At 55.3% G+C, this 18,440-nt stretch carries 17 protein-coding genes; 7 read left to right on the plus strand and 10 right to left on the minus strand.

Going from position 1 to position 18,440, the window contains the following annotated elements:
• Positions 1 to 7: 7 nt before the first annotated feature.
• Entirely contained in the window at positions 8 to 3,010 is a 3,003-nt protein-coding gene (locus tag C5Y96_RS13155; protein WP_105353988.1) for a hypothetical protein, read from the plus strand.
• Here the strand turns inward: C5Y96_RS13155 and C5Y96_RS13160 are convergent.
• Positions 3,007 to 4,173 carry an FG-GAP repeat domain-containing protein gene (locus C5Y96_RS13160; RefSeq protein WP_105353991.1) on the minus strand — a complete coding sequence of 389 codons (1,167 nt, stop codon included), beginning with the start codon at positions 4,171 to 4,173 and terminating at the stop codon, positions 3,007 to 3,009. The genes C5Y96_RS13155 and C5Y96_RS13160 overlap by 4 nt on opposite strands.
• A gap of 158 nt (positions 4,174 to 4,331) precedes the next feature.
• Positions 4,332 to 4,964, minus strand: a complete 633-nt coding sequence (locus tag C5Y96_RS13165) for a response regulator transcription factor (RefSeq protein WP_105353993.1) — start codon at positions 4,962 to 4,964, stop codon at positions 4,332 to 4,334.
• 487 nt (positions 4,965 to 5,451) lie between these two features.
• Here C5Y96_RS13165 and C5Y96_RS13170 point away from each other — a divergent pair, with 487 nt between their 5' ends.
• From C5Y96_RS13170 to C5Y96_RS13195, 6 genes are all read left to right on the plus strand, one after another.
• Positions 5,452 to 6,840 carry a sigma-54-dependent transcriptional regulator gene (locus C5Y96_RS13170; protein ID WP_105354330.1) on the plus strand — a complete coding sequence of 463 codons (1,389 nt, stop codon included), beginning with the start codon at positions 5,452 to 5,454 and terminating at the stop codon, positions 6,838 to 6,840.
• Between the two features lie 283 nt (positions 6,841 to 7,123).
• Entirely contained in the window at positions 7,124 to 8,308 is a 1,185-nt protein-coding gene (gene sucC, locus C5Y96_RS13175; protein ID WP_105353996.1) for an ADP-forming succinate--CoA ligase subunit beta, read from the plus strand.
• A gap of 106 nt (positions 8,309 to 8,414) precedes the next feature.
• The gene (gene sucD / locus C5Y96_RS13180; protein ID WP_105353998.1) at positions 8,415 to 9,293 is read left to right on the plus strand and encodes a succinate--CoA ligase subunit alpha; all 879 of its coding nucleotides are present in this window, start codon (positions 8,415 to 8,417) and stop codon (positions 9,291 to 9,293) included.
• An 84-nt stretch (positions 9,294 to 9,377) separates the two neighbouring features.
• Entirely contained in the window at positions 9,378 to 9,830 is a 453-nt protein-coding gene (locus tag C5Y96_RS13185; RefSeq protein WP_146115652.1) for a hypothetical protein, read from the plus strand.
• Positions 9,831 to 10,108: 278 nt separating this feature from the next.
• Positions 10,109 to 11,866 (plus strand): phosphoenolpyruvate--protein phosphotransferase, encoded by a 1,758-nt coding sequence (ptsP, locus tag C5Y96_RS13190; RefSeq protein WP_233198947.1) that lies wholly within the window; start codon positions 10,109 to 10,111, stop codon positions 11,864 to 11,866.
• 146 nt (positions 11,867 to 12,012) lie between these two features.
• The gene (locus tag C5Y96_RS13195) at positions 12,013 to 12,225 is read left to right on the plus strand and encodes a hypothetical protein (RefSeq protein ID WP_105354005.1); all 213 of its coding nucleotides are present in this window, start codon (positions 12,013 to 12,015) and stop codon (positions 12,223 to 12,225) included.
• 79 nt (positions 12,226 to 12,304) lie between these two features.
• Here the strand turns inward: C5Y96_RS13195 and C5Y96_RS13200 are convergent, their stop codons facing one another.
• From C5Y96_RS13200 to C5Y96_RS13235, 8 genes are all read right to left on the minus strand, one after another.
• Complete coding sequence (locus C5Y96_RS13200) at positions 12,305 to 12,913, minus strand: hypothetical protein (RefSeq protein ID WP_105354007.1); 609 nt, start codon at positions 12,911 to 12,913, stop codon at positions 12,305 to 12,307.
• Between the two features lie 131 nt (positions 12,914 to 13,044).
• On the minus strand, positions 13,045 to 13,701 hold the full coding sequence (locus tag C5Y96_RS13205; protein WP_105354009.1) for a hypothetical protein: 657 nt from the start codon (positions 13,699 to 13,701) through the stop codon (positions 13,045 to 13,047).
• A 338-nt stretch (positions 13,702 to 14,039) separates the two neighbouring features.
• On the minus strand, positions 14,040 to 14,477 hold the full coding sequence (locus tag C5Y96_RS13210; protein ID WP_105354011.1) for a universal stress protein: 438 nt from the start codon (positions 14,475 to 14,477) through the stop codon (positions 14,040 to 14,042).
• 89 nt (positions 14,478 to 14,566) lie between these two features.
• Positions 14,567 to 15,013, minus strand: a complete 447-nt coding sequence (locus C5Y96_RS13215) for a hemerythrin domain-containing protein (RefSeq protein ID WP_105354013.1) — start codon at positions 15,011 to 15,013, stop codon at positions 14,567 to 14,569.
• 53 nt (positions 15,014 to 15,066) lie between these two features.
• Entirely contained in the window at positions 15,067 to 15,501 is a 435-nt protein-coding gene (locus C5Y96_RS13220) for a universal stress protein (protein ID WP_105354016.1), read from the minus strand.
• A 505-nt stretch (positions 15,502 to 16,006) separates the two neighbouring features.
• Positions 16,007 to 16,306, minus strand: coding sequence for a hypothetical protein (locus C5Y96_RS13225; RefSeq protein WP_105354018.1), 300 nt, complete (start codon positions 16,304 to 16,306; stop codon positions 16,007 to 16,009).
• A 57-nt stretch (positions 16,307 to 16,363) separates the two neighbouring features.
• On the minus strand, positions 16,364 to 17,569 hold the full coding sequence (locus C5Y96_RS13230) for a GNAT family N-acetyltransferase (RefSeq protein ID WP_105354020.1): 1,206 nt from the start codon (positions 17,567 to 17,569) through the stop codon (positions 16,364 to 16,366).
• Between the two features lie 186 nt (positions 17,570 to 17,755).
• Complete coding sequence (locus tag C5Y96_RS13235) at positions 17,756 to 18,439, minus strand: class I SAM-dependent methyltransferase (protein ID WP_105354023.1); 684 nt, start codon at positions 18,437 to 18,439, stop codon at positions 17,756 to 17,758.
• Position 18,440 lies beyond the last annotated feature (1 nt).

The following is an 18,440-nucleotide window of genomic DNA, read 5'->3' on the forward strand; positions in this document are numbered from 1 at the left end:
GCGAACTTTGACGGCAGCCATTGAACAAGACACCTGGCAACCTCCCACGCTCATCGGGCAAGCGGTGCGCGTGGTGGTCGTGTTTGCCGTGATGGTGGGCATCGCCGTTGGCTATCAGATGACGTTCGTCCCGTGGATCGAACCGACGATCAAAGAGATCGACAAACCTGCAATTGCGACGGTCGGCTTTCTCGGACAACAGAAGCAAAAGCTGGCACTCTACTTCTCGCCACGCAGCTGGCAATTGGGTTCGACGAAAGTACTCGAGAGCAACAATATCATGCTCTTGATGAAAGACTTTCGCGAAGTGGGCGAGAACCAGCTAGAACTCGAACCACTAACGATCATTGCCTTCGAGACCGATACCGAACAAGACAAGTGGGATCGACCGGTGGTGGTGCTCAATGCCGATAAGGCCATCTTGCAATTCTCGGAATTGAACCTGGCGTTCGGCAAGATTGGCGACCTGGTTGGCGGCCAACTGCTGGGCAACGTGCAGATCACACGTAAGAGCGCCGATGGGCATCACGAGCCCCTGAACGTGCTGACCTCGGACGTCATGCTGGCTTCCAATCGAATTGAAACGAAGCGAGATGTCCAGTTCCAGATGGGCAAGCACCAGGGAAGCGGACGTCACCTGATCGCCCAGTTCGAAGAAGGTCCGAACCGTGGTCAGCAGAAAGGACCGAACATCTCAGGCCTTTCGATTTTGGAATTGGTACACGTCGACCGGATCGTTCTTTCAACCGAAGGTCGCGGGCTACTGGGTAACGCGGCTGAGATGCCCGGCCTGCGCGAACAATCGAGCCAGATGTATGCGTCGGCTCCGGTCGAGATTCGCTGCCTGGGACCGTTCGTGTTCGATGGTTCGCACCGCGTGGCGACCTTCCGCGATCAAGTCCAGGTACGCCGCCTGGTGGCCTCAGGCGTGACAGATCAACTGGAAGCCGATCTGTTGGAGGTTCACTTCCAGAAAGAGGCCCCCGATGCTCCGGCTGAGCAAACCGCTGCAGCCGAACAAGAGGGAGATTCCGAAGAACACGCGGCCAAGCTGAAAATGCAGCGACTGGTTGCCGTGGGAAGTCCGTTTCGTCTGTCGGCCACCAGTGTTTCAGCCCATGCCGAAGGTGGCCAGCTGATTTATGACCTGATCAAGAAACGAATCGAAGTCAAAGGCAGCCCCAACGCGATCTTGACCAAAGATAAGTATCGCTGTGAATCGCCCCACCTGATGTACGAACTGGGGGACAAGCCAAGCCACTTAGGTCGCGTGTGGTCGGCCGGGCCCGGAGTCTTCACGGGGAACCTGAACGATCAAGAGCCGACCGAATTAAGCCGCCTGTCGTGGCAGGATCAGTTTCGGATCGAGCCGCAGAACGGCGAATATGCCGTGGCGGTGGAAGGAAACGCGACGGTCTCGGGCGACAAGAAGGGACAGATCTCCGGCGACAAGCTATTCGTCTTTCTGCAAGACGTGACTCCGCCGGGTGAGAAGAAGCAAAAGCTGATCCCCAGCCGATTGCATGGGATCGGACGTATCGCAATCGACACGCCGCAACTGGTTGGCCGCACGAACGAGATCAAGGCGTGGTTTCAGTTCGACCCGCCGCAAGTTGCCCAGGGAAATGAGCCGGGCAAACTTCCGCTGGGACCTGCACCAGGAGCACCGGCTGCCGGCGGGCCTCCGCAGCGCGGGACAGCTCAGCCGCAAACGGCCGACGAGAAACCCACTCGGTTCCGCCTCTCTGGGGAAACGATTCAACTAGTTGTTCGCTTTGACGGAGAGAAGTCGTATCTCGATTCGGCTCAAATCTCAGGGCAGGTCCAAATGGCCGAGATGCCTGAGGGGGAAGGCCTGGTCGATCCATTCATGGTTCGCGGCAACGTGGTGCAGTTGCTCAATGCAGCGGACAACAATGCCGAGATCCACGTGACCGGCGAACCGGCGGTAGTCTCGGGGCGAGGCCTGGTCATGCGAAGTGGTCGGCTTCGCGTGAATCAACTGCAAGGTCGCATCTGGACCGATGGCGCTGGAACGCTTGAGTTTCCTTTGGATCGCGATTTCCAGGGGCGCAAGCTGGCGGTGCCAGAGTACTTCAACGTGCAGTGGCAAGGAGGGCTCGAAGCCCAACACGATCAGATCACCTTTGATCGGGCTGTCAAAATTCAGGGGCGTCAGAGCCATTTGAACACGGCACGTCTGACGATCACGTTGAATCGACCGATCAGCTTCACCGATACCGGGGCGAACAAGACGTTGAGTGCCAAACGCGTCGAGTGTTCTGGTGGCGTGCAGGTTTATAACCGCAACGTTGAACTGGGCGTGCTGAAGTCGGTCGATCAATTTGAAGGGAAGACGCTGGCCATCAATCAAGAGACCGGCGATATCCAGGCCCAAGGTCCCGGTACCGCCAAGACGGTCATGATGGGAAGTCCTAATGCGCAAATCCCCGGACAGCCGGCTCCGCTGAAGCCAGCGGATGAGAAGCAGCTAACCTTCCTGCGTGTCGACTACGTCAGTCATGTCAGTGGCAATGTACATCGCAAAGAGGTTACGTTCCACAAGGTGGATCGTGCTTTCTATGGCCCGGTGAAGTCATGGGATGACGAGATCGACTTGCAAAACCCTGTGGCCATGAACGCCACCGACGTGACCCTCCGCTGCGATCAACTGACCGTCGTGCAACATAATCCGCAGTCGGGACTAACCGGGGGCGAGATCCTGGCGATGGGCAACAGTGAAGTGCAAGGCAAGATGTTCAGTGCCTGGGCTGATCGAATCAGCTATTCGACCGATAAGCATCTGCTGACAATGACCGGCAATGGCCGTAACGCGGCCCAGTTGATCCATCAGCAGCGAATTGGTGGTTCGCGGCAGACACTGACTGCCGGAAAGATTCAGTACTGGCCAGAAACAAGGAAGTTCCAGGTCGACGACGGGAAATCGATCGATGTCTCTGGCGTAAAACCGAATGACGTCAACATTCCGAAAATTCCTGGACTGCGTTAACGGGCTGGGTTCTCGTACCAGATAACTCCCAGGTTGTCGCGTTCTTCGCAGGTCAGCACATCCAGGTCGCCATCCCCATCCAGGTCGATCAGCTGCAGCAAGTCGAACTTGATGCCTTCCTCCGCTCCGCTGATGAAATGGGCGACCCACTCCCCTTCCCTCTTCTGCATCCACATCACACCGTGTTTTTTGCTGGCGTTACCGCAGCTAATGACCAGATCGTTTTGTCCGTCGAGATTCACATCAGCGACGCGTACCGACTTACCGGTGCCGGTGTTGGCCGGCATGGGGATCTCGACTTGCTTGAAAGCAGGGTCTTGCCCGGTGCGGCGAAACCACAGAATCGTGTCCCCATATGTCGTGCAGACGACGTCGCGATGTCCGTCCTGGTCGAGGTCGGCCGCGTCGAGGAACATCACTTCGTGGTTTGTTCCGCCGATGAGCTTTGGTGTATGGGACCGTGAATCGCTGGCCAGGTCGATCCAGTAAACGCCGCGGAGTTTTCCTTTGCGATCGCTGAAGAGAAGATCGGGATGGCCGTCCAGATTCATGTCTTCGGACACAAGGGACATGATCCAACCTGCGTCTGTCAGTTTCTGCCAATTCCAACTGCCGGCGTCGTCCTGGCGGAAACTTCCTACGGCACCGTGGGGTGATTTCGAGCCGGCGATGAATTCCAGAGGCTTGCCTGCTTCGATCTGCCACGGGAGCGCGAACATCCAGCGCGATTGGTTTTCAGAGCTGGCGATTGGTTTGGTTGTCCACGCTTCGCGTTTGAGATATTCGTCTGGGTTTGTGGGAGCCAGGTGTGTGAAGATTGTTTGCTGCTTTCCCTCGCACGAGGAGACGACGTCCATCGCTCCGTCGCCGTTGACGTCCATGAAGACGGCATCTTCGGGGCTTTTCACCTCGCCGACGGTTACGGCCGGCCACGGCTGTTTGACGTTGGCATGTCCAGGATGCAGATAGGCGCGGATCATGCCTCCTTCTTCCCACCCGGTACACAAGTCCGGCAGCCCATCGCCGTTGACGTCGTGCGGTCGTACCCCGTCGGCACCGCGCGAGGTGTTGTCGATTGTATGACGCTGCCAAGGCTCGTCTGCGCATATGAAGCCTACCGTGAACAACACGATGGCAAGACAGGTGCAGCGTGCGGGAAGCATGATCCGACCTCAAGAAGAAGCGTGCGATGGGTGCCGGCAAGATCTGCACGGTACTTTACGCGAAGGTCTGCGTCCAGAATTTCTGCTTAGCGCAACGAAAAACCCTGCTTGCGAGCAAGCAGGGTCGATTGTGCGAACGAACGAAGCGGAAGCGTTAGTTAGACCAAACCTTGACGGACGGCCCAAACCGCGGCTTGGGTACGGTCGGTAACGTCGACCTTACGCAGAATGTTCTGAACGTGTTCTTTGACGGTTTCGATGCTGATGCTCAGCGAACGACCGATTTCGCGGTTGCTCAGACCCAGCGCCAAATGACGAAGCACTTGCATTTCGCGGTTGGTCAGTGGGAACTCGCTGTTCTTGGCATCGTGACGCTTGGCCATCGTCCCTTTAACGCGGGACATGATGCTGCCGTCAGGCTGCTTGCCCCCTCGGGCAGCATTGTGGATCGCTTCGACGATCATTTCGCGAGGCGAACCTTTAAGCACGTAATCAACTGCGCCCAGGGCAACACCACGTGCAACGTACGTTGGGTTGTCGTAGGTGCTAAGCATGACGACCGGCGTGCCGGGAGCGTCCGACTGCAACTTTTCCAAAGCGGCCAAGCCGTCCATTTCTGGCATACGAATATCCATCAGGACGACATCAGGCTTGTGTTGGAGTGCCTTTTCAATGGCATCATTTCCATCAACTGCCTCTCCAACGACTTCGATATCCGTGCCACGAAAGAGGCACGCTAAGCCGCTGCGAACGACTTCGTGGTCGTCGACAACCAACACATTAATGGACATAGGAACCTTTCACGCTGAAACGAGGGTGGCTGTTATGAGCGGCTTCTCGGAGCAGTTTTCCCCACCCGGCGCGAGACTAGCACTTTTTGTAAAACGCCGTATATCTCGCTAACTGCATACCCGCGATAACCTTGCGTTTATCGACGCTGCCTTGCCACCATGTTAACCCCCAGTGAAGGCATTTCCAGTGTGGATGCCCGTTGTCTGCCCCTTTTTGCGATGTCCCGCACCCGCTAGACGTAGTAAATAAGCTGTTTTTCACATCATTTAAGGGGGATTCTGCCGCCTAACCGTAGGATGTGGTTTACCGCAGCGGGATATCACGTCACGTAGGGGGTGTCTACAAAATGCCACATTGTTTTGACCTGGATGAATACATGACCTAGATAAATAGGAGGATGTGGAGAATCTGCGACATGTGTTGTTTTGCAGAGACTCTCCCCCCAAATTGAGAGATAGAATCAGCACGTACCGACTGGATATTCCCATCATGAACCAAGCTCAACTGCTACTGATTGACGACGACCGCCATGTCTTGGAATCGATGGGAAGTTGGCTGCGCGAAATCGGTTATGCCGTCGATCAGGCCTCGAATCTGAACCAGGCCATCGCTCTGATCGACGATCGCCCTTACGACCTGATTCTCGCCGATGTTCGTTTGGGAGACGAAGACGGCTTTGATGTGTTGCGACATTGCCGCGCCCATCACCCTGGCACAACCGTGATCATGATTACCGGTTACGGAACCGTGGAAACGGGGATTGAGGCCTTACGAGCTGGTGCATTCGATCTGTTGACGAAACCGTTGATCGACGAAGAACTCGAGATGGCCATCCAGCGGGCTCTCTCGCAACAGAAGGTAATGCAAGAAAACCAACAATTAAAGCAGCAGCTTGATCTGCGATTCGGGCTGGAAAATATTATTGGCCACGACCATCGAATGTTGCGCATTTTCGACATGGTCGACAGTGTCGCCGACACGCGAGCCACCGTTTTGATCACCGGTGAAAGCGGAACGGGTAAGTCGTTGTTGGCCCGCGCTATTCATCGTCGCAGCAATCGCCGCGACCAACCGTTCATTGAAGTGGCCTGCGGTGCCCTACCGGAAAACCTGCTCGAGAGCGAACTTTTCGGCCACGTAGCCGGTTCGTTCACCGGTGCCACCGGCAATAAGGTCGGAAAGTTCAAAGCGGCCGACAAGGGAACGATATTCCTCGACGAAATTGGTACCGCTCCGTTCAGCATGCAGGTCAAACTGCTTCGCGTGCTGCAAGAACTGCAGTTCGAGCCAGTAGGCAGCACCGAGACCGAAACGGTCGACACGCGTGTTGTTTTGGCAACCAACGAGAACCTGGCCAACCTGGTCGATCGGGGCCAGTTCCGTCAGGACCTGTTCTATCGAGTGAACGTCATCAACCTGGAACTGCCCCCGCTGCGGGAACGTATTTCCGATATTCCACGCCTGGCCGATCACTTCCTGGCCGAAGTTTGCCAGGATACCGGTCGCCGCGTGCATGGCTTCTCCAGCGAAGCGGTCGCCGCGTTGCAGCGATACAAATGGCCGGGCAATGTACGTGAACTGCAGAACGTGGTCGAACGAGCCGTGCTTCTCAGCAAACATGACGAGATCACCCCAGACGATATGCCATCGTCGATCGCCTCGGGGGCCCCGGTCTCGGTCAGCCGAAGTACAGGTACTTCGCTGAAAGAAGCCCTGGAAGGCCCGGAACGTCAGATCATCCGCGAAGTGCTGGAGTCGAACGGCTGGAACCGCAACGAGACGGCCGATCAGCTGGGCATCAACCGCACGACGCTTTATAAGAAAATGAAGAAGCTGGGCCTGGAAGAACTGGCTGGGCAGCGGGGTTCGCTGTAGTGCCACGCCGGCCAAGTGTGATTTCTTTCCGAGAAAAACTTTCGGTGCCCGATTCGCTTGAAATTGGGCACCGATTATCAGTTCTCGTGCTGTCTGGCACGCATCGCTGCCACAAGCGCACATTTCCCCATTAGTTGGCCTTATCCCACCCTCTTAACTTGGGCCTTATCGGGGGTTAGTGCGACAATTTCGCGCTTCCCCTCCGGTTGACCCTCATTTTCCCGCAGTCGTATAATCCGGCTTTTCCTGCTCGACCGTTGCCAATTCCATCTGGAAGAAGTCGATGAAGATTCATGAGTTCCAGGCGAAAGAAATCCTTCGCCAAGCCGGGGTTGCTGTACCCCGTAGCATCGTTGCCAAGACCGCTGAAGAAGCGAGTGCCGCTTACACCGAACTGGGCGGTAAGATCGCCGTGGTGAAAGCCCAGATCCACGCCGGTGGTCGCGGTAAAGGGACCGTGAAAGACAACGCCGATCAACGCGGTGTGCAATTGGTGAAGTCGGCCGAAGAAGCCGCCACCGTTGCCAAGAACCTGCTGGGCAAGGAACTGGTCACTATCCAGACCGGCCCTGAAGGCAAACAGGTCAACCAGATTCTGGTGGAAGAAGGCTGCGACATCGCTCGCGAGCTGTACCTGGGTATCGTACTCGACCGAGCTGCCAAGCTGCCGGTTCTGATGATGTCGAGCGAAGGTGGTACCGAGATCGAAGAAGTCGCCGCCGAAACGCCTGAGAAGATTTTCAAAGAACATTTCAATCCAGCTCTGGGCCCACAAAGCTTCCAGATCCGCAAGCTGTGCAAGAAGCTGGGTATCGATGGTCCTGCTGCCCGCGCGGCCGAGAAATTCATTAAGGGTCTGTGCAAGGTTTACGTCGACACCGACTGTGCTTTGGCCGAAATCAACCCGCTGGTCATCACCGGCGACGGCGGCATGATCGCCCTGGACTGCAAGATGACCTTCGACGAGAACGCCATGTTCCGTCACAAGGATCTGGCCGAACTGCGTGACCTTTCCGAAGAAGAACCCGCCGAAGTGCGTGCCGGCAACACGGGGCTCAGCTACGTGAAGCTCGACGGCAACATCGGCTGCTTGGTTAACGGTGCTGGTCTGGCCATGAGCACGATGGACATCATCAAGCTGCACGGCGGCGAACCGGCCAACTTCCTGGACGTCGGCGGCGGTGCCAATGTCGATCAGGTTACCGAAGCATTCAGCATTCTGCTGGACGACAAGAACGTGAAGGCCGTGCTGGTGAACATCTTCGGCGGCATCATGCGTTGCACGACGATCGCCGGTGCTTTGCTGGAAGCTTACAAGAAGCTCGACTTCAACGTCCCGCTCGTGGTTCGCTTGGAAGGAACCGAAGTCGAAGAAGGCCGCAAGATGCTGGCTGACTCAGGTATCGATATCATCATCGCCGACGGCTTGACCGATGCTGCGAAGAAGGTTGTTGCGACGGTAGCGTAGCGACAAGTGTGAAGCGTTCCGTTTTCACCTGTAAGAAAACGGACGCTTAGGCCATCGAAGTCTTGCTGAAAACTGAACACCGAAAACCGAAAACTAAGTCAAAACCATGAGCATTCTGGTCAACAAAGACACCAAGGTCATTTGTCAGGGCATCACCGGTAAGGTCGGCGAGTTCCACACCAAGGGGTGCAAGGAATACGGCACCAAGATGGTTGGCGGTGTCACGCCGGGCAAAGGTGGCCAAACGGTTCAAGGCCTGCCGGTCTGGGACACCGTCGAAGAAGCCGTCCAGGAAACGGGTGCCAACGCCACGATGATCTTCGTGCCGCCACCGTTCACCGCCGACGCCATTCTGGAAGCCATCGACGCTGGTATCGAAGTGATCTGTGCGATCACCGAAGGGGTGCCGGTCCTCGATATGGTTCCCGTTTACGAAACCGTCAAGAAGAGCAAGTCGGTCCTCATCGGTCCGAACTGCCCTGGCGTGATCACCCCCGAAGAATGCAAGATTGGCATCATGCCGGGCTACATTCATAAGAAGGGCCCTGTCGGCGTGATGAGCCGCAGCGGTACGCTGACCTACGAAGCCGTGTGGCAGCTGACCAACCTGGGCCTGGGCCAGTCGACCTGCGTCGGTCTGGGTGGTGACCCGATCGTCGGTACTTCCTTCATCGATCTTTTGGAAATGTACCAGAACGACGGCGACACCGAAGCGATCATGATGATGGGCGAAATCGGTGGTACGGCTGAAGAAGAAGCCGCTGCTTACATTAAGGAAAATGTGACCAAGCCAGTCGCCGCGTTCATCGCCGGTCGTACGGCCCCTCCGGGCAAGCGTATGGGTCACGCTGGTGCGATCATCAGCGGTGGTAAGGGAACGGCCGACGAGAAGTTCGCCGCCCTGCGAGCCGCCGGCGTCGAAATCGCCGAAAGCCCTGCCGACATGGGCACCGCTCTGAAGCGTGCGATCGAAAACCACAAGTAAGCTTTGCTGCTTACCTGGTACAAGAGATAAAATGCCCACCATCGTGTGGGCATTTTTTGTTGGCTTATAGCTTCCGTAATGACGATGAATGATCGACCAATCTGGCGACCGAATTGCTTTAGCATTGAGCAGTGGGAACAACTGAGTCGTGAAGAACAAATTGATTGGTGGAACGCAAGCCAGCAAACTCTCGATGGAACGCGGTCGCCGAATCACGCTGCGGATCTTTACGCTCGCGGAGTCATTACGAAGAACGAGGTATTCCTCTATGTGTTCGAGCGAATTACCGTCGAAAACGTGAAATCTTTCTTGGTGACCTGTCCTCAAGAGATTCTGAACTGGGTCATGGATGGCGCAAACCGGCTACCGTCGGATGGAGATGACAAAGGCTGGGATGAGTTTGGGCTAACCAGCGGAAGGACCTATGCTCCGTGGTTATCGGATGCGGAAGTTCGTTCCGCTGAAGAAGAGCATCGAAAACAGCTTCGAGAAGGAGTTCGTATTTTCAGGGCCGTCATGAAGTCTATCGGACCGTAACGGGGAATTCGCTCTGCGAAAGTCCAGCATGGGTTGGCTTGGGTAAATATCCCCCACCAGCATGTGACAAATTTGCAAGGATCTTTTTCCGCCCTTTCGCGTACAAGTAACTGAACATTCAGGCCTTATATAGGTTCAGCAGCGGATTGAGCGCCTTTATCTGGGGTTTAGTTGCGGCCCTACCGCACATGGGCCTTGGGACTGCTATAATACCCCATTAGGCGGACCTTCCCACAGGCTTACATAGAGAGACCATCGTGTCGGGAATGGAAAAAGGATTGGCAGTCTCCCCAGGCATTTCGATTGGGGTGGCGTACTGCATTTTAGAGATCTTCGTGAACCCTGATCGCAAGCGATTAGAGAAGCACGAAGTGCAGAAAGAGCTTGCGCGGTACGAACAGGCTCGCGAACGCACGGCTGTCGATTTGGCGGCACTGCAGTCCAAGGTTGAGAAGCAGATCGGCAAGAACGAAGCGGCGATCTTTGCCGTGCATCAAACGATTCTGCGTGATCCGGCATTCACCAATAAGGTCCGACACTGGATCGTCGAAGAGCATCTGACCGCATCGGCCGCGCTGCATCGTCTGATGGAGCAGTACACCGAAGTCTTCTCGAAGACCGGAGATGAATATCTTCAGGAACGCCTGAACGATATTCGCGATGTCGTCGTTCGCTTGAGCGCGTATCTCTCCGACGTGCTGAACGACGCCGAAGAATCAGGCCTCAGTGGTCCGCTGATTGTCGTCGCCGACGAACTGCTTCCTTCCCAGGCCGTGGCGCTGGGGGAAGCCGACGTCCGCGGCATTGTGACCCAGGCGGGCAGCCAGACCAGCCATGCGGCGTTGATCGCTCGCAGCCGTGGTATACCGGCGGTGAGCGGTGTCTCTGGCATTCTTCGCAAAGTGAAGACCGGTGACACGGTCGTGGTGAATGGTAGCGAAGGGATTGTTTCGATCAATCCCGAGCCGGAAGAGCTTGCTGCATATCGCAAGCTGGAGCGAGAGTTCTTCCATCTGAAAGATCAGCTGGCTGCCAATCGTCATCATCCAGCCGTCACGCGTGATGGGACGCCGCTGAAGCTATTGGCGAACATCAACAACGTGAAAGACGTCGAAGCGGCCGAAGCGATGGGTGCTGCGGGGGTGGGGCTGTACCGCACCGAATACCTGTACCTGACGCACGAAAATGTCCCGGACGAAGACGAGCAGTACGAAGTTTATAAAGAGATTCTGCAGAAGTCACCGCACAAGTACGTGACGATTCGGACGCTCGATATCGGTGGCGATAAGACGGTTGCCTACTTGGGGCACAACCATAACGAGGCGAACCCGTTTATGGGTTGGCGGAGCATTCGGCTTTCGTTCGAGCACCCAGAGTTCTTCCTCTCGCAGCTTCGTGCAATCATGCGGTGCGCGGCGGAACTGCCTGAAGGGAGCGAAGGGGAAGTGAACATGCTTTTCCCGATGATCACCAATGTCGAGGAGATGCGCAAAGCGAATCACTTGGTTCGTAAGGCCGAGAAGTCGCTCGACGAACGTGGTATACCGCGAGGGAAAGTCAAAGTGGGCATGATGCTCGAAGTACCGGCCGCCGCCGTATGTATCCAGCACCTGTTGGAACTGGTCGACTTCGTTTCGATTGGCTCGAACGACCTGGTGCAGTATCTGACCGCTGCCGACCGCGATAACCCAAAGGTAAGCGGGCTATGTCAGCCCCTTTCACCGGCCGTGGTGATGACGCTGAAGCATGTGATCGAGGCCTGCAACCAGGCCAATAAGCCGGTCACTCTTTGTGGGGAGATGGCGGGCCAACCTCGCGCGTTTCTCCTGCTTTTGGGGATGGGGCTGCGAAGCTTCAGCATGAGCCCTGCGTTTATCCCCACTATCAAGGAATTGGCGATTCTAACGACGATCGAACACGCCGAACGGGTTGTTCAAAAAGTGATTGAAATGAAAACAACCAACCAGGTAAAACGCTTTTTGCGCATGGAATTGGAAGCAATTTCGCCGGAATTGGCCCGTTTAGACACCGAATAAGCCACGCTGGCATTTCTGGTATCGATTTTCCAATTTGGGAGGCTTGGCCAGTTCTGTGAATTTACACAGGATGGGTTGGCTTTGTGCGAATGTTGAGCTAGACTTTCGCGTCGTTGGACAAGGTCGATAGATAGAAAGGTTTTACGATGGCTCCTACCGCACGCAAAAACATCCTCTGCAGCTTGGCACTGGTCTCCCTAATTTGGTTCGGATTCCAGGCAAATAACGTTAACGCCATGACCCGGGCCGAATACCGCTCGCAAATTCGCTCGATGGAAATCACCCAGCGACCAAACCGCTTTGGTCACGTCTACGGCAACAACGTTCGCCGAATCCATCACATGCGTCACGGTCGCTAATCCAGCAGACCGACCCATAAAAGACCATCCCAATGGCTGTGTTCCAAGCAGAACGCAGCCATTTTCCGTTTCTGGGGTGCTAAAACTGCTGTGGGTTGCCTTGCCCTCGGATACTGCTGGGGGTGGGCAGTTCAAAGCTGGGTGCCGGCGAGGACGGGTAGATTTCGCGGTTGGGCGTCGACCAATTTGGACTTTCAGGGTGCAATACTCGATACGGGATCTGCGGATGCACTGGTACCGCAGCGAAATCGGGATGACGGCCGAAGTATGGATCGAGCAGGTCATACCCGTACAGGTCGTAGTAGGTCTGATCGAAAGCGTCCTGCAAGTTTCGCCAGTCCTGCATGCGAGGATTGCCTTGTTTCCAGTCCGAGGCATTGTCGATCGTATATTCGACCACTTTATATCGCTGAATGACCGGATCGAACGCACGCTGCAATGCGTAATAGCTTCCCTGCCGCTGCGCCAGACGCGTGAACTTCTGCGACTCGTCGGCCAAATCTTGCAGGGCCGCATTCAGCGTCTTCATCTGGGTATCGTACGACGCGAGCTTCTTGACCTTGTGCTCGAGCGCCAGAGCATCAGCCGACATGTTGCCGCGGCGAATAAAGATGCTTTGGGCGAATAGCTCGGTTGCCACGCAGCACAAAAGCAAAGCGATTACCAGAAGCGTGATGAAAGATCGCATGACGAAAACCCCAGAATCGAACCAAAGCGTTTCTCTTACTGGCATTGTAAGAACAGAAGCGGATGGTGGCCAAGAAAAAGAAAAAGCGTGCGACAGGCTATCGCACGCTTTTCCGCCGAGTACACCCTCAGCTATTTGATCGCTCCCTTCAGCATGTGTGCCCAGGCAGGGGCACCGTTGCCGAGTTTAACGTTGATCTTGCCGTCCTTCGTGCCAAACTGAATGCCTGGCTGTGGGTAGGGACGTGGCTGTGGTTGGTAGTGACCGTAGTCAGGACGGAATTGGTGATCGTTGTAGTGGTCGTCGTGATGGCCATGGTCGTGCACGTTGCCAATGCGGCAGGTGTACTGGATGTAACCGCAGTGGGCTTCGTACAAGTCGAAGTAGACCCGGTCGAACGCTCGTTCCACTTCGGCCCAGGCACTCAACACGTGACGGTCTGGGCGATGGCAACCGTGCCAGGCGCGGCGGAAGTCGTGTTGAACATGACGCATTTCGGTTGAGACTTCATCGAAGTCGTGACGCAGATGTGTCAGGCTTCCATTTCGGCGAGCTGTGTCGCAGAAGTGATCGACCTCACGCAGCAGTGCTTTTGCTTCAAACGTCAGGCTGCTGAAGCCTTCGTGATGGCGAACCTCTTGATAGAACTCTTCGGTTGCATGATGCAGCCGTTCAATGTCATCCACCAGGCGGTGTCGATGGTCGAAGTGACCGGCGTTTGCCGTCGATGCCATCGAAAGAAGTGCCGCGCTCAGAATCCCGCTCCAAACCAAAGTCTTCGTCAACATTTTCATTTCCCCCGAGTAATCTAATTCCAAAGCTTGTGTTGTCCTGTCCGGTTGCCGTCGGTGACTTGATGGCAACGCTAGTACTTAAGGCAGCGGGGATGCCAAAACAGAAAAAGAAATCCCAAGAAGATTCCTAAACTGTGGAATATCAGGGACTTAAGGCCGAGGAAAGAAATTCGGCCTGGGAAAGACTTTCGTGCTGACGGGCCAGTTGTTATCAGTGTGATAACAATCTGTCTCAACGCAGTCAGTTTGAACAGAGCAAGACTGCGATTGCCTACGGTAGGAGCGGGAACGAGGCCCATACTACTTGGTCGTAAGGCCCCGTTCACATTCCGTTACTTGCGGGGTTTCTTCAGTACGATCACCGGGCAGTGGGCCAAACGAACTACTCGATCAGCGACCGAGCCCACCAGTACGCGCATAATCGACGATCGCCCGTGCGATGGGATCATAATCGCATTCGCTTCGATTTTTTCTGCGTATTGGCAGATCTTCTCGCCTGGGTCGCCGAACGCGATAATGATTTTCACGTCTTTGTACTTCTCGTCGGAGAGCTCTTTGCGGATGGCCTGGGTCGCATGATGTGTCCGAGTGTTTTCGTCCACGGTATCCCATACTTCGCCGGGCTCAGCCGGCGAGAGCTCTCCAAGAACGTGAATCAAGTGAACACCGTCACTTGTTTCCAGCAAGGAAATGGCCATATCGACCGCATCCTTGGAATTGGCGGAGAAGTCGTATGGCACAACAATCGGAGCTTTTGAAATCCAGGTCATGGGAAGTTCCCTTTCCTCGCCTTATACAAAGGTTGCAAACCGTCTAGGAGCCTAAACTCATAGTAGCGAACTGCTGGATCGTGGAACAGTCACGCCTCGTCGTCAGGCAGTTGTAGTCCTTGACGGACGAATGCCTCTTCGGCTTCTTTGTGTTTATTCATTTCGTCTGCAAATGCATCGAAACCTTCTATCCAGTCTTCGGTGACCGAGCTTTTCTCAAGATCAAGAACCAACGCATCCAGTTGCGAAAGTAGCAACCGATGAGAACGTTCCATCTTCCGCGTTGCCGGGCACATATGTGGGTGCTGGGCGCAGATTTCGTCGAAGCAACCTTCTTCTTCTTCGTGGAAGTGTTTCATCATCAACTCACGAAGCTGTGACAAACGCATCGACAACTGGGACTTCACAATGGTCTTGTTTGGATCTTGCAAACAGTGCTGAAGATCATGGACTGCACAATCGAGCCCTTCATGCTCAAACGTGAAGTGCAGGTAGAAGGGCCGATTCCCTCCGGTTAGATAGCTATCACTGGTCATCGCACACCTCCTTCCCTTTCGGGGCTTAAAATGGGGTATTGAATGAAATGGGGTTAACTCGTCTCCGACGGTTGTTTGAACGTCAAGACGGGACATTTGGCATGCCGCACGATCGATTCGGCGGTACTACCAATCAACATATGCAACAGGCCGGTACGGCCATGGGTGCCCAAAACAATCAGGTCGGCTTTTTCTTCATCTGCCAGTCGAACTACGGCTGAGGAAGGATCCCCGGTAATCAATCGATATTCCACAGGAACTTCCGGATCGCTGGGTTTAATCTCGTGCAGCATCTTTTTCAGATCGTCTGGAGATGGGTCCAGCATGCCGTAATACATCTCGCCGGTGCCGTAGACCGTTGGAGGCTCTTCGACGTGAGCAACGATGATCGTTGCCCCACTATCTCGTGCCAGAGCGGTCGCCAAATGCAGCGCAGCGTCACCGCAGTGAGAAAAATCGGTCGGAAATAGGATACGTTTGAAGTTCATGGCTCGACTCCTTCTCCATGGGGCAAGTGATTTCGGGTTATGGTCGAACCTCTTGCTCTCTCTATACTTGTTACGAATTTCACAAGACTTAAGTTTGCCAGAATCGGGGTGAATCCACGCGGAAATTCGTCAAAAAACAAAAGGCGCATCAGCGTGATGCCAGTGGCTGGTAGTAGTAACCAAGATGTGAGGGCATGAGGGTTGGCCACCGCGCGTCTGCGCAGGACTTTATCGACGTTCTATTGTCACGATTCGACAAGCACTTGGCAAACAGATCGTGCCGCAGTGATTCATATTTGCGGTACTTTTTGGCCGCCGGATTCTCACTAGATCGAGGGTGAGCCAGCCAGCATATCCGGATCAATCCCTACACAGTGCGTAATTGCCGCAGCGACTCCCCAGGTGAGGGCGGTCTCGATCACCGAGGCGAGCGGACCTTCCTGCACCACACGGGCACGGAATAAACCGATTAAGGCAAAACGCATCCATGTGGTAATGGCCTGGCTTATTTCTTTCGCGCGATCAGCATGCCACCATGCACGGCCATCACGGTACCCGCACTGAGTGCTGCCCAAGAAATCCATCCTGGCGGTCGAATGGTTTCCCGGACATCGGCTCCGCTGTTGACCATCAGGTGATTGAGTGCCCCGCGAGGAGTATCAGGGCCAGGGCCCACATTATGAGCCAGGAATTTCGTAGCGGATGGCGTGAGCTGATACGATTCCACGGCGTACATTTGGCCGCCGGCCAGCAGTAGAAAGATGCCGGCGTAAACGAAATGAATGGCCCAGGCCTTTTGTTTCATGGGAGATGTCTCGATTCGATAGTGCTAGCAGTCGAGCCTATCGTTCTTGTCGAGTCATTAGCCTTCGTCGGATGAGTGCCCTTCCGTTTGTTCCGATTTTGCCGACTTCCTCAGGATACGTTTGGCTTGCTGCTTGGCTAGACGAAACGATCCTCGCAATTGAGAACGGACCTGAGCGCCGAATCTGGGTGGAATGAGTTCGAGATTCATCAGCGGGACCGGCTGACCTCGCCAATGGCTTTTGTACCCCTCGTCCCCGCGGAGGAAATCGAACGTTGCTTTTCCGGATTCGATCGCATGACGAATGGCCGCCGTGATGCCGAGCCAGCCTGGCCGAGCATAGTCACAGTCGATCTCGATGCCGCTGCAGTAGTGCATGAGGGTGTCCCCCTCTTCCAGATCCAGCTCGACCGCGATCGGACGTCCTTCGAGTTCAATCCACTGCAAACGCAGCTGACCTGATTCGAGGTGTTCACGGGCGGCTTCCTGCAGGAACTGGTGGAATCGCTTCGACGCAAAACAACCACGCTGACCCATCTGATTACGTCGCTTTTGGTGGAGATCGACCAGAATCGAGAATCCTTGTTCCAGGGTCGATTTATCAGCGATATGGATCGTGGCTTTGCCTGTTTCAAATTGATTACGCCACAGCTGACGTACGCGATGACGGCGCGATCGGGAAAGCTGCGAAACCCATTCCTCCCATGTCGCCGGAAGCGCGAGTTGATAGCTGTCGAGTTGTGGTAGTTGCTTGACTTCGTATTGCCGGTCTCGCATCGCGCTGGCGAAATGAAGCATCACGGTATCGGACGCATCGAGACCTTCGAAGAAGAAGTGATCGGCTTTGGCAAGCTGTCGTGGCAGGAAATCGGCAAGCGCGTTGATCACCAGGCTTTCTTCGCCAGGTTTGGCCAGCACGGAAAGGTAATCGCTACAAACTTCTCCCGAGCCCAAGAGTTGAATCTCGTCGCCACCCCACCAACTGCGGCGGCGGTACCATGGTGCCAGGCCGATCAGCCATCCGTTGTTGTCGCGTACGGTGACAATCTGCAGTTGGCTGCCTGGTTGACGATAGTGCTTCCACCAGGTCAACAGCCAGCGAGGTGCCAGAAACAGACGTTGGCCGGCCAGATGCTCCCACTCCACGAAAAGAGACGACGTGGAATCGACGTCGTGAAGAATGCTTACGCTCAGGGAATGAGCTGGGATGGGAAGCGGGCCCGGAATCGCTACCGGATCGCTCGATGGGCAATCAGTTGCCATGGATCTTCCAAAGTAAAATACGCATTGCGATCCCCGCGATCTTCCCGCTGGAAAATCACCACGTTAAACCGCAATACCACGCACTACGTATTTGATCGTAGTAGCTACTGGAAGGGAAAGAACAGGACTTGGCTCTGGATTTCGAAGAAGCGTGGCGACTTCTTGTCAGACTGCCGAATGTGCCGATTATTCCGGCTTCCGCGCTGCCCAAGTCCAATGACGATCCGACGTCTGTTGGACCGATTCCGGATCGAAGCCGAGGGAAGAAACCATCTCTCGAATCTCCGAAAGCGAGAGGGAGGCCTGAAGGGACTCGCCAAACATCTTCTGGGCGGATTCCGGTTCTTTGCCGCAATAGGTCTTCACCAACTGCTCGACCTGTTCGTTGGACTCGGGCCGCAGGAGATCGCGGAAGAAGAGCCAGCCGCCAGGTTCCGCCAAGCGAACACTTTCCTGGAGCACGGCAATGGGCTCTGGGATGTGGTGAATGATGGAGTTCGACATCACCCCGGTAAAGTAGCCATCTTCATAGTCGGTTTGTTTGGCGTCGATTCGCGCAAGTTGAACACGTTCGAGCAGGCAGGCAATGTCGATGTTGATTCGGGCCACGTCGAGCATCGATACGGACGCATCCGCTCCCATAATTCGACACTGCGGGATGCGGTCGGCCAAAAGGATGGGAATGCGGGCCGTACCGGTCCCGATGTCGAAGATGTCGATCATCTTGGCTTCCATGTCAGGCTCGATGCCGAGGAAAGCAATCAGATCATTGACGAACGCTTCGTTTACCTCGCCATGATCCATTTCGTCGTAGATCATCGCTTCCTGCGGAGTGTCCATCACTTCGGGTTCGAGAATGCGCTCGAGCATG

The organism is Blastopirellula marina, from assembly GCF_002967715.1.
In the GTDB taxonomy this organism is placed as follows: domain Bacteria; phylum Planctomycetota; class Planctomycetia; order Pirellulales; family Pirellulaceae; genus Bremerella; species Bremerella marina_B.

Coding starts and splice junctions, on each gene's coding strand:
- C5Y96_RS13210 (WP_105354011.1), bottom strand. CDS start 14,477: ATGACCTGGATTTCAAAAGCTCCGATTGTTGTGCCATACGACTTCTCC.
- C5Y96_RS13225 (WP_105354018.1), bottom strand. CDS start 16,306: ATGAAACAAAAGGCCTGGGCCATTCATTTCGTTTACGCCGGCATCTTT.
- C5Y96_RS13195 (WP_105354005.1), top strand. CDS start 12,013: ATGGCTCCTACCGCACGCAAAAACATCCTCTGCAGCTTGGCACTGGTC.
- C5Y96_RS13200 (WP_105354007.1), bottom strand. CDS start 12,913: ATGCGATCTTTCATCACGCTTCTGGTAATCGCTTTGCTTTTGTGCTGC.
- C5Y96_RS13205 (WP_105354009.1), bottom strand. CDS start 13,701: ATGTTGACGAAGACTTTGGTTTGGAGCGGGATTCTGAGCGCGGCACTT.
- C5Y96_RS13215 (WP_105354013.1), bottom strand. CDS start 15,013: ATGACCAGTGATAGCTATCTAACCGGAGGGAATCGGCCCTTCTACCTG.
- C5Y96_RS13230 (WP_105354020.1), bottom strand. CDS start 17,569: ATGGCAACTGATTGCCCATCGAGCGATCCGGTAGCGATTCCGGGCCCG.
- C5Y96_RS13165 (WP_105353993.1), bottom strand. CDS start 4,964: ATGTCCATTAATGTGTTGGTTGTCGACGACCACGAAGTCGTTCGCAGC.
- C5Y96_RS13220 (WP_105354016.1), bottom strand. CDS start 15,501: ATGAACTTCAAACGTATCCTATTTCCGACCGATTTTTCTCACTGCGGT.
- C5Y96_RS13235 (WP_105354023.1), bottom strand. CDS start 18,439: ATGCTCGAGCGCATTCTCGAACCCGAAGTGATGGACACTCCGCAGGAA.
- C5Y96_RS13185 (WP_146115652.1), top strand. CDS start 9,378: ATGAATGATCGACCAATCTGGCGACCGAATTGCTTTAGCATTGAGCAG.
- sucC (WP_105353996.1), top strand. CDS start 7,124: ATGAAGATTCATGAGTTCCAGGCGAAAGAAATCCTTCGCCAAGCCGGG.
- C5Y96_RS13160 (WP_105353991.1), bottom strand. CDS start 4,173: ATGCTTCCCGCACGCTGCACCTGTCTTGCCATCGTGTTGTTCACGGTA.
- sucD (WP_105353998.1), top strand. CDS start 8,415: ATGAGCATTCTGGTCAACAAAGACACCAAGGTCATTTGTCAGGGCATC.